The organism is Actinocrispum wychmicini, from assembly GCF_004345645.1.
GTDB lineage: Bacteria > Actinomycetota > Actinomycetes > Mycobacteriales > Pseudonocardiaceae > Kibdelosporangium > Kibdelosporangium wychmicini.
Genome location: NZ_SLWS01000007.1, coordinates 575,510 through 590,458, shown reverse-complemented (window position 1 = coordinate 590,458; position 14,949 = coordinate 575,510). Strand labels below are relative to the sequence as shown.

Sequence of the window (14,949 nt, the reverse complement as noted above, 5' to 3'; positions counted from 1 at the left end):
AGGACTGGACGAAGGGCGAATGAATTCAGACGTCGGGGGGAGCCACCACCATGCTCGATAACAACCACGCCCTGGTCGGGCGCGAGAAACACCTGGCCACGGCGCGCGGGCTGGTGTCGTCGGGCACCGCGCAGCTGAGCTACAGCGGTCCGCCGGGAGTCGGCAAGACCGCGCTGCTCCGGGCCACCGTCGCGCTGGCCGAGGAGTCCGGTGTGCGGGCGGTGTGGGCCCAGGCACACCCGCTCGAACGGGATTTCGCGTTCGGCGTAGTCCGTCAGCTGTTCCAGCCGCTACTCACCGCGATGCCCGAGACACAACGCACCGCCGTACTGGCCGACCTGGCCGGGGCCGCGGCCCAGGTGGTCTGGCAGGAGGCCGGCGACGACACCGACACGTTCGCCGTGCTGCACGCCCTGTACTGGCTGACCGCGCGACTGGCCGAACAGCAACCGCTCCTGCTGGCCGTGGACGACCTGCAGTGGGCGGACACCGCGTCCCTGCGCTGGCTGCTGTACATGGCCCGGCGCTGCGACGGGATCCCGGTGGTGCTGGCGGCCAGCCGGAACACCGCGGAACCCGGCACCGACCCGGACCTGCTGGCCGAGCTGGCCGACACGATCACCGACGTCCCGGTCACCGGCCTGGACCTCGGCCAGGTCGCCGAGCTGGTCGCGGACCTGTTCGGCCGGGTGGCGGAGCCCGGCTTCGTGGCCGCCGCGCACCAGGCCACCGACGGCAACCCGTTCCTGCTGCGTGAGCTGGTCACCACGATGGCGGCCGAGGGCATGGCGCCCACCGACGCCATCGCCGGCCGGCTGGCCCGGCTCGCTCCGCGCACCGTCTCGGACTGGGTGCTCGCGCGGATGCGGCGCAGCTCGCCGGCCGCGGTCGAGCTGGCCAAGGCGGTGGCCGTGCTCGGCGACGGCACCGACCTGTCCACCGCCGCCGCGCTGGCCGGCATGCCGCTGGAACAGGCCGCCGAGTCCGCCGACGCGCTGATCGCGATGCGGCTGCTCACCGGCGCGCATCCGCTGCGGTTCGCGCACTCCATCGTGCGCAACGCGGTGAGCCTCGTGCTCGACCCGGCCGAACGCCGGGCCGCGCACGGGCGGACCGCCGGCCTGCTGCACGACCAGAACCGGCCGACCGAGCAGATCGCCGCACACCTGCTGGCCGCCGACCCGAGCGACGCGCCATGGGCCGTCGATGTGCTGCAGGCCGCCGCACGCACGGCCGCCCATCGCGGTGCGCCCGATGCCGCGACCACCTACCTCCGGCGGGCGATGCGCGAGCCGTTGGACGACGTCCGCCGCCTGGAGGTGCTCACCGAGCTGGGCAACGCCGAGCTGTCGGTCGACCTGCCCGCCGCGGTCGATCACCTCACCGAGGCGTTCGACCGCGCGACCGAGCCCCAGCTGGCCGCGGACATCGCCGCGAAGCTGTCGTCCGGCATCGCTCAGCGCGGCGACCACGCCGGCGCGGCGCAGGTGCTGAACCGTGGCCTCGCGCGGCTGGGTCCCGCACACGCCGAGCTGGTGACGCGGCTTGAGGGGACCAGCCTGATGGTCGGGCACAGCCTGTTCTCCGAGGACCGGATCGGCCGGGCGCGGCGGTTGCACGACGCGAGCGTGCCGCTGGAGATCCGGCGCCGGGCGGCGGCCGCGCTGGCCATGCACACCGCCCTGGTCGGCGGGTCCCGGGCCGAGGCGGTGGCGTTGGCCACCGAATCGGCCGAGCTCGGTCCGCCACGGGACCTGTTCTGCGTGGCGGCGCTCGGCATGGTCGCCGGCGTCTTCTGTTTCGCCGACCGGCTGGACGACGCCCGACGCACGGCGGAGGAGATGATCGGGTTCACCCGGCTGAGCGGGCTGCCCGCCGCCGGGCAGTGGGGGCGCTACGTGCTGGCGCGCATCGCCTTCCAGGACGGCCGGCTGACCGACACGCTGGAGGAGCTCCAGGTGGCCCGCGAGATCCAGGAGTCGATCAGCGGCGAGGACCTGCACCCGGACATCTTCATGGAGCTCGCCGAGTCCTATGTGGAACAAGGCGGTCCGGACGCGGCGCTGCGGATGTTCGCCGAACACGGCCTGACCGAGGACGGCCCGACGACCCCGGAAGCGTTCGCCATGCTCAGCACGCGAGGCCGGCTCCGGTTGCGGGACGGGGACGCCACCGGCGCCCTCGCCGACCAGCTTCAGTACGGCCAGGTCCTCACCGCCGTCGGGGTGCGTAACCCGGCCGCGTCGGAATGGCGTTCGCGGGCCGCGCTCGCCCATCACGCGCTGGGTCAGCGCGAGGACGCCGTGCGGTTGGCCGAGGAGGAGCTGGCATTGGCCCGGGACTGGGGCGCGCCCCGGCCGGTCGGGATCGCGTTGCGGGCGTTGGGCGTCATCCGGGACGACCTCGACCTGCTGGTGGAGTCCGTCGAGGTGCTCGCCGAGGCACCGGCCCGCCTGCCCTACGCCTACTCCTTGTTCCGGCTCGGCGTCGCGCTGCACGAGCGTGGTCAGCGGGAGGAGGCCAGAACCCGGCTGCACCAGGCATACCGGCTGGCCGCGGAGTGCGGTGCCGACGCGTTGGTCGAGAGTGCCGGCGCGGCCATCACCCGTACCGGCGGGCGCCGGCCCCGGGCGGTGCGCACGGGTGTCGACGCGTTGACCGCGCAGCAACGGAAGATCGCTGAGCTGGCCGCGGAAGGGGCGAGCAACCGGCAGATCGCCGAGCGCCTTTACCTGACGCTGCGCACGGTCGAGCACCATCTCACCAGCGCCTACCGGACTCTCGGCGTGGACGGCAGGGACCAGCTCACCGCCGTCCTGCGGACGATCCCGTGACGGACGACTACGCGTTGTTCGGCCGCGACGACCAACTTGCGGTCGTCGACACGGCGCTGTCCACCAGCACCCCGGCGTACCTGATGTTCGAGGGCACCCCGGGCGCCGGCAAGACGGCGTTGCTGGGCCAGGCCGCGGAACTGGCCGCCGGGCGGGGCTACCGGGTGCTGCGGGCGCAGGCGCATCCGCTTGAGCAGGACTACGCCTTCGGCCTGGTGCGCCAGCTCCTCCAGCCGGTGGTCGCCGAGCTGTCCGAACCGGCGCGGGCAGAGCTGTTCGGCGGCGTCGTGGCCCCCGCCGCCGCCGTGGTGTGGCCATGGGCCGGCGTGCCGGCCGACGCGCCTTTCGCGGTGCTGCGCGGCCTGTACTGGCTGGTGGTGCGACTGGCCGAGCAGGCGCCGCTGGTGCTCGTGGTGGACGACGTGCAGTGGGCGGACGCGGCGTCGTTGCGCGGGTTCGCCTATCTGGCCGGCGCGGCGGACGACGTGCCGGTGTCGCTGATGGTCGCGCGTACCACGGGAATGTGGGGGACCGAGGAGAAACTGGTCGGGAAACTGGCCCGCCGTCTGTCCATAGTAGACGTTGCCGGCCTGGCGGAGGCGGACGTGGCCGCGTTCGCGCACGCGGTCTTCGCCCGCGAGCCGGAGCCCGCCTTCGTCGCCGCCTGCCAGCGGGTGACCGGCGGCAACCCGTTCCTCCTCCGCGAGCTGATGACCAGCCTCGACGAGCGCGGCACGCAGCCGACCCGCGAGGCGATCGCCGAGCTGACCGAGTTCAGCCCGCAGCGGGTGTCGCGTTGGGTGCTCACCCGGTTGCGGCGCGCCGAACCGGGCGGTGCCAAGGACTGCGTGGCGGTCGCGCGCGCGGTGGCGATCCTGGACGACGGCGCGGACCTACCGCTGGTCGCCACGCTCGCCGGGCTCGCGCCGGACGTCGCCGCGCGCGCGGCGGACACGTTGACACGCCTGGGAGTTCTGCGTCACGGGAGTCCGCTGCGGTTCGTGCACTCCATCGTGCGCGCCGCGGTGGACAGCGAGATCGGACCGAGCCAGCGCCGTGCCGCGCATGCGCTGGCCGCCCGGACACTGACCGCGCGCGGGCCGGCCGAGCGGGTCGCCGAACAGGTCTCCGCGCATCTGCTGGTGTGCGACGTGATCGGCGAGCCGTGGGCGGTCGACTCCCTGCGCGCGGCCGCCCGGATCGCGATGCGGCGCGGCGCCGCGGAGCCGGCGGTCCGGTACCTGGAGCGTGCGCTGGCCGAGCGCCCCGGCGAGGGGGTTCGCCTCGGCGTGCTCGCCGAGCTGGGACGTTCGGAGCTGGGCATCGACGTCCGCGCCTCGGTCGAGCATCTGGGCGAGGCGTTCGACGGCGCCCACGACCTGCCCCCGGAACTGGCGCCGGACCCGGAGTTCGTGATGCGGATGGCCACGGATCTCACGATTGCCAGTGCCACCAACGGAACCTGGTCGATGGCGTGCGACGTGCTCGACCGGGCCAGCGCGGCGCTCGCCGGGCCGGCCCCGGAGCTGGTCTCCGCGCTGCAGGCGTTCGCGGTCGCCGCCGGCGTCGGCATTCCGGGTTTTCCGCAGGCGGACCGGTTGGCGCGGCTGCGGGAGATCGCCGCGCCCTACCCGGGTTCCGCGCTGATGGCCGCGGTGCTGACCGCGCACCACCTGTCCAGCCTGGGCCGCTCCCGCGAGGAGGTGGTGCGGTTGGCGCTGCTGGCCCGCGAGGCGGTGCCGGCGCATACCGTGCCCGGCCTGGTGGCCCACATGTTCGGCGCGATCGCGTTGTACCGGGCCGACGAGTTCGACTCGGCCAGCGAGTTCTGCGACGTCATGATGGCCGGCGCGCCGGTGCTCGGCCAGCCGTTGTTCGCTGAGGTCGGGCACGCGTTCCGCAGCGTGGTCGCGTTCCACGCCGGCCGGTTGGCGGACGCCACCGGCGAGGCGCAGGCGGCCGTCGACATCCGCGACGGCATGCTGGGCGGGTCGCCGCTGCCGTCCGGGTGGGAGGGGTACCTGGTCCGCGCCCACATCGAGCGGGGCGATATCGCGTCGGCGGAACGGGTCATGGCGGCGGCGGGGCCGCCGGAGGTGTGGCAGTCGACGTACTTCGCGAACTGGCTGTGGTACGGCCGTGGTCTGGTCCGGGCGGAGCGCGGCGAGCTCGACGCCGCGCTGGCCGACTTCCTGGAGTGCGGCCGGCGGCTGGCCGAGCACGACGTGCTGAACCCGGCCGAGATCGCCTGGCGGAGCCGGGCCGCGATGGTGGCCTACCGGTTGGGCCGGACCGACGAGGCCACCCGGCTGGCCGCCGAGGAGCTCGACGCGGCGCGCGCGTGGGGCGCCCCGCGGGCGGTCGGTATGGCGCTGCGGGTGATGGGACAGGTCACCCGGGACGCCGACACGCTGGCCGAGTCCGTGTCGGTACTGGAGAACACGCCGATGCGGCTCATCCACGCGTACTCACTGTTCCACATGGGACTCGCGCATCACCGCGCAGGCCGGCGGGGTGACGCGCGGACCGCGCTCGCCGAGGCGAACCGACTGGCCGACGAGTACGGCTCGACCCGGCTGGCCGAATACTCGGCCGCGGCGCTGGAGCGGATCGGCGGGCGCCGGCCGAACGCGCCGAGGTTCGGCGCGGACGCGTTGACCGCGCAGGAGCGCAGGATCGCCGAACGGGCCGCCGCCGGCGCGAGCAACCGCGAGATAGCCGAGGAGCTGTTCCTCACCCTTCGCACGGTGGAACATCATCTCACAGTCACGTACCGAAAACTCGGCATCGACGGCCGTCGCGCCCTGCCCGCCGCGCTGGCCGAGCGGTAGTTCCCCAGCCCGGTAGTCCACAGTGGCCGGCAGAAGTGGCTTTGTCCACTTCTGCCGGTTCTTCTTCCTGGTCTCCGCCCACTCGCCGGCCTAACGTCATCGCCGGTTCGAGATTGATGGCGGCGCGATGTCGCGCCGCATCGCGCTGTTCTGAAAAGAGCGCGATTTCGCTAATTCCCTAGGAGTTCTCATGAGGCATCGCCTCGCCATGACCGGTGTGTCCGTCGTCGGTGTCGCTGTCGTGCTCGCGGGCTGCTCCTCGTCGGCCGACGAGGAGAAGACGGTGGCGTGGGCGGACCGGGTGTGTGGGGTCAGCATCGAGGTCCGCGACGCGCTGGCCAAGGCGCCCACGCTGGACCAGTCGGACCCGGCCGCGTTGAAGAAGGGCCTGGTGGAGTTCGCCGGTGCCCGCGTTTCCGCGCTGGACAAGGCGGTCAAGGACCTGGACGGCCTGAAGAGCGGCCCGCACGCGGACTCCGCCAAGCTGGTCTCCGCCGAGTCCGAGGTCTACGCCAAGGCCAGGACCAGCGCGCAGCACGCGAAGAGCCTCGCCGAGGCCGCGGACCCCACCGCCGAGAAGTTCACCGCCGACATCACCGCGGCGGCCAACGAGTTGGACGCCATCAAGAAGTCCGCCGCCGACGCCAAGGACACCAAGGTCGCCAGCGACCTCGCCGACGCCAGGAACAAGGCGGCCAACTGCAAGAAGCTCGACGGGCAATAGTCCCGCGCGAAAACTTCCCACCACGAAAGGAAAGTCGAGAACATGACCTACGAATCCGTCGGACAGTTCCAACAGGCGGCCCAACCGAGCACCACGGGCCTCGCGATGCGCCGGCGCAACCCGCTGGCCGTGTGGCTGGGTCTGCCGCTGATCACCCTCGGGATCTACGAGCTGGTGTGGTACTACAAGATCCACAAGGAGATGGCCGAGTACCACCGCAAGCCCGACGCGCCGGTCGCCGGTCCCTTGCTGGTCCTCATCCTCCTCGGCTGGACCGTGATCGGCGCCATCGCCACGCTCTACAAGACCGGTGAGCGCATCCGTTACGCGCAGCGCCGGGCCGGCTTGGAGGAGACCTGCAGTCCGGTCGTCGGCACGCTGCTGGTGTTCGTGTTCGGCCTGGGCATCATGTACTACCAGACCGAGCTGAACAAGATCGTGGACCGGGACGGAGTGCCGGCGGGCACCCCGGTTCCGCTGCACGGACAGTCCTGAGTGGACCACGCACCCGACCGGCTCCGGTTCGCGGTGCTCGGGCCCGTGCGCGCCTGGCGCGCGGGTACCGAGCTCGACCTGGGTACCCGGCAGCAGCGCGCCGTGCTCGTCGCGCTGCTGTTGCGGCGCGGGTGCCCGGTCTCCGCGGACGAGCTCATTGACGGCGTTTGGGGTGAGGAGCCCCCGCGTACCGCTCTGGGCGCGGTACGCACCTATGTGTCGCGCCTGCGGCATCTGCTCGAACCGGCCAAGGTCGACCGTCGTTCGCGCACGGTGCTCGTCTCCATCGGAGACGGGTACGCCCTGCGGACCGGCCGGGACGCCACCGACCTCGACCTGTTCGAGCGCCTGCTGGGCCAGGCCCGCACCGCGCGGATGGCCGGCGACCTGGACGTGGCGTGCCGAGCCGTGCAGCAGGCGCTCCGACTGTGGCGGGGCGAGCCGATGGTCGACATCCCCGGCCCGTTCGCCGCGGGCCGGCGGCTGGCCATGTCCGAGCGCGGCCGCTCCGCGATGGAGCTGCGGATCGAGCTGGACCTCGCGGCCGGCCGGTACGACGAGGCCGGCGCCGAACTGTTCGCGTTGGTCGCGGAGTACCCGCTGCGCGAGCGGCTGACCGAACTGCTGATGGTGGCGTTGTACTCCGCCGGCCGGCAGGCCGAGGCGCTGGCCGCCTACACGCGCACCCGGCGGGTGCTGGACGACCGGCTCGGCATCGACCCGGGTCCCCGGCTGCGCGACCTGCATCGGCGGATCCTCACCGCCGACTGCGAAACCCTGATGACCACTGTGGATGGAATGGTGAGATGAACTCGAGGACCACGACCGGGCGCGGCCCGGCGCGGGTGGTGAAGGCGGCGATCATCGCGGTCGCCGTCGTGCTGGTCACCGCGGGCGGGCTGTGGATGTACCTGGGGGAGCGCAGCGCGGGGCAGACCGCGACGACCCTCGGGGACACGCAGAACCCCGACCGGGTGGACATCGAAGTGTGGGTGCAGAAGGTGGACGCCGCCACCCAGGAGCTGGCGGCGCAGGTGTTCGTGCACCCGATGGGACGGCTGGCCGACGAGTCGGGCTTCCCCAAGCACGACTTCACCGTGTCGGCCCTCGCGACGAAGGGCGACACGCTGTCCTTCAAGGCGGGCAAGACAGTCAGCGCGGCGGACATCAAGGTGCCGTTGGGCGAGGGCACCGTCACCGACTACCCGTTCGACCGCTACAAGGTCACCTTCGGCTTCGACGCGACGCAGGGCGCGCAGCCGCTGCCCGTCTCGGTGACGCTGGCGAACATCGACTCGTTCTTCAAGATCAAGCCGAGTGAGGCGGCCGGCGATGGCAACGTCGTGACCTTCACCGCGACCGCGAACCGGTCGACGGGGACCACGCTGTTCGCGGTGTTCGTGATGGTGCTGATGTGGGGCTTGAGCGTCGCCGCGGTGCTCGCCGCCTGGTTCACCACGCACGGCCGGCGCGGCCTGCTGTGGCCGGCTGTCGGCCTGATGGCGACCCTGCTGTTCGCGCTCGTGCCGTTGCGCAACGCCGTGCCGGGGGCGCCGCCGATCGGTTCGGTGATCGACTTCTGCGCGTTCTTCATCGTGGAGTGCGTCATCGCGATCTCGCTGATCTCGACCGTCCTCTTCGGATACCGGGTGGAGGGCAGGAAGGAGGAGGAAACCAAGGAGCCGCCGGCACCGGAGCCGCAGCCGACCCCGCAGCTGGCCCCGCCGGGCCCACAGCCGGTCCAGCACGGTTTCCCGCCGCACTCCCCGCCGCACGGCCTGCCGGCCCCGATCGGTCAGCCGATGCAGGCCACCGGCCAGTACCCGCAGAACTGGCCCCAGCGGGTCGATCCGTCCTGGGCGGCCGGTCCGTCCACCACCGAGCGCCTGCCACCGCGCTGAGCCGAACCCCCGTCGCCGGTTGTGTCCCGAGTGGACACAACCGGCGACGTTCGTCAGCCCTTCAGGTGCGGCTGCAGGAGCTTGACCCACGAGCCGGCCATCTTCTGGTACTCCGAAGGGCAGCGTTCGGCGCGCGACTCGGGCAGCGAACCGGACGCCACCACGTCCTGGAACTTCTCCGGGGCCGACCCGTACATCCAGCACAGGAAGTTGTACGAGCGCTGGGCGTTCAGCGAGTGCTCACCGGCGAACGCGGCGGCGGAGAGCTCCTTCTCGTCCTTGGCGAACAGGCCCCACACCTTCGCGACGTCCTGCACCATCTTGTGCCGGGGCTCCTCGCCCATGGTCAGGATCACCGCGGAGAACTGGTCCACCGCGTCGTCCTCCTTGCCGGTGATCGGCAGGTCGAACAGGCTGGCGAAGCCGTGGCCGAACTCGTGGAACAGGATCGCGGTCATCCCGCCCACCACGTTCTGCTCGGTCGGCGTCTGCTTGTCGGCGTCCGCGTCGAACACGGTCTGCAGCTTCAGCGCCATCTCGTAGCACATCTGGACCTCTTTTTTCTGCGGGTCCCAGAAGGCGTTCTCCTCGCCGCACTCCTTGGCGATCACCGGCACGTCCTGGTCCAGCTTGACCAGGTCGGACATTTCCTTCGCGCCCTTCTCGTACACCTGGTTGGTCTTCAGCAGCTGCTCGATCGGCTTCAGTGCCGGGTTCGCCGGCTCCTCGTACTTGACCACGAACTTGCCGCCACCACCGCTCCCACCGGTGGTCGCGCTCGGGCTGGCCGCCGCCGGCTTGGGTGCGGCGTCGGGCTTCTTGGCGTCGGAACCGCAGGCGGCCAAAGTGGTCGCCGCCGCGATGGCGACGGTTCCGGCGATAATGCGCGAGAGTTTCACGGACTTGCATTCCCCTGTTTCGAAAACGTGCTGACGAAAACTCCCCGACGGTAACCTTCGGAATTCAATGGCCGATCCACGCCGGATAAACCGCGAACCGGAAGAAAGCTACTTCTGCCGGTCGTTCTGCCTGGTCCGCATCGGCCGGACGGCCTAGCGTCGAGGCGTCAGCCCGGTGAGTCGAGGGGGCTTCGTTGTACGAGGATGACGGCACCGCGCAGCCGCGGGCGGAAGTGGTGCCCGGCGTGGATTCCGGTGAGGTGTGGTTGGACGGCGAGGCCGCCCAGCGACTCCAGGAAGCGCTGTGGGCACAGACCGAAACTGTGGACACCATGCGTGCCAAGGCGCGGGCGATGGCCCGCCGCGCGCCGCTCGGGTCGCACCAGGTCGCCCAGGCCATGGCGGACAAGTTCCAGCGCCGCGCCGACGGCGACCCGCGGTCGTTGCTGGCCGTGCTGGACAAGTACCACCAGACGTTGCTCGACGCGCACCGCCAGGTCGGTGCGGCCATCCGGTACCACCGGGAGACCGACGAGGCCGGCGCGGCCGCGATGATCCGGATCCGGCCGTGGTGAGCCCCGCCGACCGGGTCCTCGGCGAGCCCGTGAACTGGGCCGCGTTCACCCACCGCGAGCTCTACGACCTGGTGCACGCCGGCAACGAGCCGGCCCAGGCGGCCGAGCTGGCCCGGGAGTGGACCGACCTCGGCGCGGAGTTGGCCGACGCCAGCGACGACCTGGCCAGCCGGATCACCGCGTCGGAGTCCGGCTGGCAGGGCCCCGCGGCCGAGGCGGCCCGTGCGGCCACCCTCGACCTGGCTGGATGGGGGCGGAGCGCCGCGGTCACCGCGAGCGAGTTGGGCGACCGCGTCGCGGCGCTCGGTGACGCCGCGGAGATGGCCAAGCGCAGCATGCCTGAGCCGGACGACTTCAACGCCGACGAGTTGCTGCGGCAGGGTTTCACCACCGGCGGCTTCGCCGGCTTGGTCAAAGCGCTCGACGACGTGCGCGCTCGGAGTGACCGCGCCAGCGCCGCGCACGAGCAGGCCGTACGGGTGATGAACGAGGTTTCCACGCGTGCGCGGGAAATCGACGACGACACGCCGCGGTTCCATCTCCCCGGCGAGGTGGCCGCTCCCGACGGCCCGGACGCGCTGACGATGACGCGGCTCGACCCCGGCTTCGGGCCGCATCGCGAGCCGAGCGCCCCACCAGCCGCCGCGCCGGGACCGTCCACTGGGTATCCCCCCGCCGCTCAACCAGTGGTTCCCGGCGCGGCTCCCACCCCGCCGCCCAGCCACGGTGCGACAGTGCCGACATATGGGCCGTCACATGGGCCGACATATGGGCCGCCGCAACCGATTGTGCCGCCATACTCCCCACCGCCATCGGCTGCGCTGCCCTACTCCCCGCCGTATTCTCCGCCGCCGGTCACCGCGCCGAGCCAGGTCGTGCCGCCGACCATGCCGTCAACTGTGCCGCCAGGTGTGCCCGGCCCCGTTCCGACGCCCGACCGGTATCCGCTGCCGCAAGTCGTTCCTCCTGCGGCACAAGCGGCTCCACCGGGTGGCGGTTCGGTGTGGCCGGCACCCGAGCCGGCCCAGGCACCGCGTTCGGCGGCACCCACTGTCGGTCCGAGCGCGCCGCCCGCCGAGGCAGCGGCCAAGAGCACCGGCCAGGCGGGGCGGGGACCCGTCGCGTCGGCCACGCCGTTCGCCGAGGACGTGGCACGGCAGTCGGCGAGCCGGGGCGGCACACACGGTGGCGCCGGGGGCACCGGACCGATGGGCGGCGCGGGCGCCGGCCGCGGCGACGAGGACCGCGAGCACGCCGTGGCCCGCTATCTCAAGGGCGACAACATCTTCGCGATCGACGACGAGCATCTCCCGCCGCCGGTGATCGGCGGTCCACCCGAGCGGAGGCGGTAGCCGTGGCCCTGCACGGGATGGTCGCGGCGGATTTCGAGCTGTCGTCGGCGGAGTACGAGATCCTGTGGTCCGATCTTGGCCTTGGCCGCATGCCGTATCCGGTCGACGTGCCGAGCGTCGGCCGCTACGCCTCGCACCGCGAACGTGTCCGCGTCCAGGTCTACGACGCGTTGCGGGACCGGGGAATGTTCCCTCGGGGGCGACTCGACGTCGGGCTGGATTCGATCCTGCGGGTGCTCGCGCGGCACCAGGTGTCGATCGACATCGTCGGCTACATCGACACGAGCGTGCGCGCGTTGGCCGCCAGCGACGGTCACAGCGCGGTGCTCGCCACGTTGAACAACGAGCGCGTGGCCCTGTCCGAGATCCGGACGACCGCGTTGGCGCGTTCGGCCGCGACCCTGTTGCCGCCGAGCGCGCCCGGACCGGGCAAGGCGCTGTCCCTGCGCTGGGACGCGCTGGACAGGGCCGCCGAATGGGAGCTGGCCGAGTTGGCCGGTGACCACCTGCGCGGCGGCCAGTTCGGGCTGAGCACTCGCGCGCCGCAGAGCACCGTGATGCGGCGGGGCGCGACGTTGCTGTCGTGGTTCGACACCGACAAAGGGCGCTATCTCGCCGTGCGGGAAGGCGAGTGGGTGAGTTTCGCGCCGGCGAACAACGACCGGATCATCGCGCGGCTGGAGCACATGCTCGCCGCGACCGACCACTGACGGAGGGAAAGCCGGATGCAACCGGACAGCTGGGTGACCGACATTCAGTCCACAATGGACGACCTGCAACGCAAGGTCGCGGTGCTGCACGAGGGTCTGGAGAACGCGACGGTCACGATGAGCTCGCCGGACGAGGCGGTCGTGGTCACCATCGGGCCCAACGGCGGACTGCAGGGCCTGAGCCTCGGTCACCGGGCCGGCGAGCGCACCCCCACGCAGCTCGCCGGGTTGATCATGCAGACCGTCGGCCGCGCCCAGCGGCGGGCCGCCGCGAACGTGGCCGAGGCGTTCGCGCCACTCGGCGCTGGCACCGAGGCGATGCGCATGTTCGCCACCTACCAGCCGCCCGACGACCCCGACGACAGTGCGACGACCGAACCGTTTCCGCAGGAGGAGCCACCAGCACCCCGCGCTGCGGCCCCGGTGCCGCCGGCGGCCGATGACGACGAGGAGGAGATGAGGCCGTGGTGACCGCCGGTGAGGGTGTCGCGCTCGGCATCGAGAGCCGGGTGACGAAGCTCGAGAACGAGAGCAAGAACGAGGGCGTGCCGATCTTCGGCCACGTGATCGAGGGCATGGGCAACGTCGGCGGCTCGGACACCAGCACGACCGACCCGGTGGCGTCGCTGTTCAGCGCGGGTGTCGGCTGGCTGGTGGACAGCATCGGCTTCATCCGCGAGCCGATCGACAAGCTGCAGGGCAACCCGGCGGCCATCCAGGCCGACGTGGACCGGTTGGCGAAGGTCTCCGACGACCTGAAGTTCCTGGCCCGCGACCAGCGGGACGACATCACCAGCCTGCAGGACTGGACCGGCGGCGCGGCCGACGCCTACCGGTCGAGCATGAAGCTGCTGCGCGACGAGATCGCCGGGCTGTCCAAAGCGGTCGGCGGCTTCGGCACGCTGCTCGCGGTGTCCGGCGGCATGGTGATCACCCTGCGCCAGGTGGTCCGCGACCTGATCGTGAACACGATCTCGGACCTGATCCCGGGCGCGATCGCCGCGATCGCACTGGCCTTCTGGACGTTCGGCGCGTCGATCGCGATCTTCATCGCGGGGGCGGTCATCGCCGCGGTGACCACGGTGATCAAGTGCACCCGGCGGATCGTGATGCTGAAGGAGGCGCTCGGGCGGCAGGTCGGCCGGCTCGGCACGCTTGAGGAGATCTCGGGCGACATCGTGACGTCGTTGGCCCGCTTCGAGAAGGCGGTCGGCGCGAAGGGGGTGAGCCCGGCATGAGCGACGACGGTTTCGCAGTGGTGACGGCCGCGCTGAGCGCGTTCGGCGGCCGGCTGGCGAGCCGCGCCGAGATCCTGGACGAGAGCGGGCAGAACGTCGGCACCCTGGAGTTGGGGCCGGCCATGTTCGGCACCGCGGCCACGGAGTTCGCCGCGGCGGCCAAGACCAGCGCCGACCGGATGTGCGGGCTGATGGGCTCGTCGGCGACGGCGGTGCGCAACGCCGCCGCCGGCACGAAGCAGACCGCCGCCGAGTACGAAGCCATGGACCAGCGGAACGCCGACATGTTCGGCGGCGTCTACAACGATGAGACGGATCCCAGCGGGCCGACGCGGGTGCCTGGGGGGATCGGGCCGAGCGGATCGGGTGCGTGGCGGGACGGCCCGATGCCGGTGACCGGGCCGCAAAGGTCCGGTGGGCCCTGGGACGACTCCGGACGGCCGGTGATCACTCCGCTCCCGGCCATGGTGGACCTTCCCGCCGGCCTGGGCGGCGGTCCCGGCGCGCCGAAGCTGCCCCGGCCGATCGTTCGGCCCACAACGGACGGCCCGGGCGCCACCCGGCCCGCCGGCGTCGATCCGTCGATGCCGGGCGGCCGGCCGGCCATGCCCGCTATGCCGGCTATACCGAAGATGCCGCAGGGAGATCCGGCACGGACGCCCGCGATGCCGACCATGCCGCAGGGAGGTCTGGCGCGGACGCCCGCCGTGCCACCGATGCCGACGGTGCCGCAGGGAGGTCTGGCGCGGACGCCCGCCGTGCCACCGATGCCGACCATGCCGCAGGGAGGTCTGGCGCGGACGCCCGCCATGCCGCCGGTGCCGGCCATGCCGAGACCGCCGGGGTCGGGCATGCCCGTGACGCCATCGTCGCCGGCGATGCCGAGGCTGCCAGGGGCGGGCGAAGGTCAGCCCGTGCGGGTTCCCATGGGTGAGGTCCCCCGGACGCCGGGCGGGACTTCGGGGATGCCACCCGGCGGGATCCCTCGGGCGCCGGAGGTGCCGTCGAGCGGAACGCCCCGGGTGTCGGAGGCAGCCGCGGTGCCCCTGTCCGGCGGCGGGTCGGCCGCGATGCCGCATCCGGGCGGCGGTGGGGGTTTCGGCCCCGGGAACGGCCCGGCCGGCGCCCCCATGGCGACCGGCGCCGCGCCGGTCACCGGCCCGCCACCGGCCGGTAGTGCCGCTGGTGCAACTGCTCGACCCGGGGCGGGTGGCATGGCGATGCCGCCCATGGGTGGTTCGGCGGCCGGCGGCGGCCAGGGCGGCGAGAAGGAACGCAAGTCGGCGGGCTACATCAAGGGCGAAGAGGTCTTCGCGGCGCCGGACGGGAACCCGCCGCCGCCGGTGATCGGCGCCCAGCCGCCGGAGAAACGCCGATGACCAGGGAAAGG

Annotated in this window: 13 protein-coding genes; 12 read left to right on the top strand and 1 reads right to left on the bottom strand. The window is 72.2% G+C overall.

Annotation, left to right across the window (positions count from 1 at the left end; translation table 11 throughout):
- The first annotated feature begins 50 nt into the window (after positions 1-50).
- The 6 genes from EV192_RS32620 to EV192_RS32595 all read left to right on the top strand — a co-directional run bounded on the left by EV192_RS32620 (position 51) and on the right by EV192_RS32595 (position 8,785).
- A complete protein-coding gene (locus tag EV192_RS32620) occupies positions 51-2,834 on the top strand; it encodes an ATP-binding protein (protein WP_132122289.1) in 2,784 nt (927 codons plus the stop codon).
- Positions 2,831-5,665, top strand: a complete 2,835-nt coding sequence (locus tag EV192_RS32615) for a helix-turn-helix transcriptional regulator (protein ID WP_132122286.1) — start codon at positions 2,831-2,833, stop codon at positions 5,663-5,665. Before EV192_RS32620 ends, EV192_RS32615 begins: the two co-directional genes overlap by 4 nt.
- A 190-nt stretch (positions 5,666-5,855) precedes the next feature.
- Positions 5,856-6,389 carry a hypothetical protein gene (locus tag EV192_RS32610; RefSeq protein WP_132122284.1) on the top strand — a complete coding sequence of 178 codons (534 nt, stop codon included), beginning with the start codon at positions 5,856-5,858 and terminating at the stop codon, positions 6,387-6,389.
- Positions 6,390-6,431: 42 nt separating this feature from the next.
- Positions 6,432-6,884: a DUF4234 domain-containing protein gene (locus EV192_RS32605; protein WP_132122282.1), complete on the top strand. Its 453-nt coding sequence runs from the start codon at positions 6,432-6,434 to the stop codon at positions 6,882-6,884.
- The gene (locus tag EV192_RS32600) at positions 6,885-7,694 is read left to right on the top strand and encodes an AfsR/SARP family transcriptional regulator (RefSeq protein WP_132122280.1); all 810 of its coding nucleotides are present in this window, start codon (positions 6,885-6,887) and stop codon (positions 7,692-7,694) included. It abuts the gene before it with no gap.
- Entirely contained in the window at positions 7,691-8,785 is a 1,095-nt protein-coding gene (locus EV192_RS32595) for a DUF4436 family protein (protein ID WP_132122278.1), read from the top strand. The genes EV192_RS32600 and EV192_RS32595 overlap by 4 nt, the downstream gene beginning before the upstream one ends.
- A gap of 53 nt (positions 8,786-8,838) precedes the next feature.
- Here the strand turns inward: EV192_RS32595 and EV192_RS32590 are convergent, their stop codons facing one another.
- Positions 8,839-9,684 (bottom strand): DUF4344 domain-containing metallopeptidase, encoded by an 846-nt coding sequence (locus tag EV192_RS32590; protein ID WP_165960740.1) that lies wholly within the window; start codon positions 9,682-9,684, stop codon positions 8,839-8,841.
- 194 nt (positions 9,685-9,878) lie between these two features.
- Between EV192_RS32590 and EV192_RS54225 the strand changes: the two genes are divergently transcribed.
- The 6 genes from EV192_RS54225 to EV192_RS56945 are packed head-to-tail and all read left to right on the top strand — an operon-like array spanning position 9,879 to position 14,938.
- Positions 9,879-10,259: a hypothetical protein gene (locus EV192_RS54225; protein ID WP_165960739.1), complete on the top strand. Its 381-nt coding sequence runs from the start codon at positions 9,879-9,881 to the stop codon at positions 10,257-10,259.
- Positions 10,253-11,611 (top strand): PPE domain-containing protein, encoded by a 1,359-nt coding sequence (locus EV192_RS32585; RefSeq protein WP_165960738.1) that lies wholly within the window; start codon positions 10,253-10,255, stop codon positions 11,609-11,611. Before EV192_RS54225 ends, EV192_RS32585 begins: the two co-directional genes overlap by 7 nt.
- Positions 11,612-11,613: 2 nt before the next feature.
- The gene (locus tag EV192_RS32580) at positions 11,614-12,321 is read left to right on the top strand and encodes an ESX secretion-associated protein EspG (protein ID WP_132122272.1); all 708 of its coding nucleotides are present in this window, start codon (positions 11,614-11,616) and stop codon (positions 12,319-12,321) included.
- A 15-nt stretch (positions 12,322-12,336) separates the two neighbouring features.
- Complete coding sequence (locus tag EV192_RS32575) at positions 12,337-12,792, top strand: YbaB/EbfC family nucleoid-associated protein (protein ID WP_132122270.1); 456 nt, start codon at positions 12,337-12,339, stop codon at positions 12,790-12,792.
- Positions 12,789-13,559: a WXG100 family type VII secretion target gene (locus EV192_RS32570; protein WP_132122268.1), complete on the top strand. Its 771-nt coding sequence runs from the start codon at positions 12,789-12,791 to the stop codon at positions 13,557-13,559. Before EV192_RS32575 ends, EV192_RS32570 begins: the two co-directional genes overlap by 4 nt.
- Positions 13,556-14,938, top strand: coding sequence for a hypothetical protein (locus EV192_RS56945; protein ID WP_165960737.1), 1,383 nt, complete (start codon positions 13,556-13,558; stop codon positions 14,936-14,938). Before EV192_RS32570 ends, EV192_RS56945 begins: the two co-directional genes overlap by 4 nt.
- The last annotated feature ends 11 nt before the right edge of the window (positions 14,939-14,949 follow it).

Bases quoted from the DNA above. Each gene is read 5' to 3' on its own strand.
- EV192_RS32620 (WP_132122289.1), top strand. From the start codon at position 51: ATGCTCGATAACAACCACGCCCTGGTCGGGCGCGAGAAACACCTGGCC.
- EV192_RS32610 (WP_132122284.1), top strand. From the start codon at position 5,856: ATGAGGCATCGCCTCGCCATGACCGGTGTGTCCGTCGTCGGTGTCGCT.
- EV192_RS32605 (WP_132122282.1), top strand. From the start codon at position 6,432: ATGACCTACGAATCCGTCGGACAGTTCCAACAGGCGGCCCAACCGAGC.
- EV192_RS32595 (WP_132122278.1), top strand. From the start codon at position 7,691: ATGAACTCGAGGACCACGACCGGGCGCGGCCCGGCGCGGGTGGTGAAG.
- EV192_RS32575 (WP_132122270.1), top strand. From the start codon at position 12,337: ATGCAACCGGACAGCTGGGTGACCGACATTCAGTCCACAATGGACGAC.
- EV192_RS56945 (WP_165960737.1), top strand. From the start codon at position 13,556: ATGAGCGACGACGGTTTCGCAGTGGTGACGGCCGCGCTGAGCGCGTTC.